The 2033-nt window shown below is 62.3% G+C and carries 1 rRNA gene; it reads left to right on the top strand.

The features are described 5' to 3' along the window. Positions 1-2 precede the first annotated feature (2 nt). Positions 3-1509, top strand: a 16S ribosomal RNA gene (locus DWV32_RS08370). The last annotated feature ends 524 nt before the right edge of the window (positions 1510-2033 follow it).

Genomic DNA, 2033 nt, shown 5'->3' with positions numbered 1-2033 from the left:
TTTGGACGGAGAGTTCGATCCTGGCTCAGGATGAACGCTGGCGGCGCGCCTAACACATGCAAGTCGAACGGCACCCCTCTCCGGAGGGAAGCGAGTGGCGAACGGCTGAGTAACACGTGGAGAACCTGCCCCCTCCCCCGGGATAGCCGCCCGAAAGGACGGGTAATACCGGATACCCCGGGGTGCCGCATGGCACCCCGGCTAAAGCCCCGACGGGAGGGGATGGCTCCGCGGCCCATCAGGTAGACGGCGGGGTGACGGCCCACCGTGCCGACAACGGGTAGCCGGGTTGAGAGACCGACCGGCCAGATTGGGACTGAGACACGGCCCAGACTCCTACGGGAGGCAGCAGTGGGGAATCTTGCGCAATGGGGGGAACCCTGACGCAGCGACGCCGCGTGCGGGACGGAGGCCTTCGGGTCGTAAACCGCTTTCAGCAGGGAAGAGTCAAGACTGTACCTGCAGAAGAAGCCCCGGCTAACTACGTGCCAGCAGCCGCGGTAATACGTAGGGGGCGAGCGTTATCCGGATTCATTGGGCGTAAAGCGCGCGTAGGCGGCCCGGCAGGCCGGGGGTCGAAGCGGGGGGCTCAACCCCCCGAAGCCCCCGGAACCTCCGCGGCTTGGGTCCGGTAGGGGAGGGTGGAACACCCGGTGTAGCGGTGGAATGCGCAGATATCGGGTGGAACACCGGTGGCGAAGGCGGCCCTCTGGGCCGAGACCGACGCTGAGGCGCGAAAGCTGGGGGAGCGAACAGGATTAGATACCCTGGTAGTCCCAGCCGTAAACGATGGACGCTAGGTGTGGGGGGACGATCCCCCCGTGCCGCAGCCAACGCATTAAGCGTCCCGCCTGGGGAGTACGGCCGCAAGGCTAAAACTCAAAGGAATTGACGGGGGCCCGCACAAGCAGCGGAGCATGTGGCTTAATTCGAAGCAACGCGAAGAACCTTACCAGGGCTTGACATATGGGTGAAGCGGGGGAGACCCCGTGGCCGAGAGGAGCCCATACAGGTGGTGCATGGCTGTCGTCAGCTCGTGTCGTGAGATGTTGGGTTAAGTCCCGCAACGAGCGCAACCCCCGCCGCGTGTTGCCATCGGGTGATGCCGGGAACCCACGCGGGACCGCCGCCGTCAAGGCGGAGGAGGGCGGGGACGACGTCAAGTCATCATGCCCCTTATGCCCTGGGCTGCACACGTGCTACAATGGCCGGTACAGAGGGATGCCACCCCGCGAGGGGGAGCGGATCCCGGAAAGCCGGCCCCAGTTCGGATTGGGGGCTGCAACCCGCCCCCATGAAGTCGGAGTTGCTAGTAATCGCGGATCAGCATGCCGCGGTGAATGCGTTCCCGGGCCTTGTACACACCGCCCGTCACACCACCCGAGTCGTCTGCACCCGAAGTCGCCGGCCCAACCGTCAAGGGGGGAGGCGCCGAAGGTGTGGAGGGTGAGGGGGGTGAAGTCGTAACAAGGTAGCCGTACCGGAAGGTGCGGCTGGATCACCTCCTTTCTAGGGAGATACATTCTTAGAGAGATCAACTTAACTCGAATAGAGGGCAGGAGCCCGTCCGGTAGATGTCCGCCAGGATAAGTCCCCGCAGCACCCGGTCCCCGGGGTCGCACCCGCGTACCTTGAGAGCCGCATAGCGATAGGAGAGAGATGGAAGATCATTCTTCCAGACTCGATTCTTTTCTGCGATTTAAAGACAGAATGATAGCAATCATTCATCCGATCCAAACAAGAAGAATTCACTTATAAATGAGTGAGGAGCATCTGATCGCGAGCACAGTCAACTACTGTGCCGCGGTATGAGATACCCGAATTGCGACATACGAGCGCTATTCATGATATCGATTAATTAACTTTAGCGACACGTGGATATCCCGCGGGCCCGATGCGGTCCCGCAAGATACCACGGGCGCACGGCGGATGCCTTGGCACAGGGAGCCGATGAAGGACGCGGCAAGCTGCGATAATCCCCGGCGAGGAGCACACATCCTTCGACCCGGGGGTCTCCGAATGGGCGAACCCAT

The sequence above is a fragment of the Collinsella sp. AF04-24 genome, assembly GCF_003465685.1.
Taxonomy (GTDB): Bacteria; Actinomycetota; Coriobacteriia; order Coriobacteriales; family Coriobacteriaceae; genus Collinsella; species Collinsella aerofaciens_AP.
This window is presented reverse-complemented; position numbering and strand designations above follow the sequence as displayed.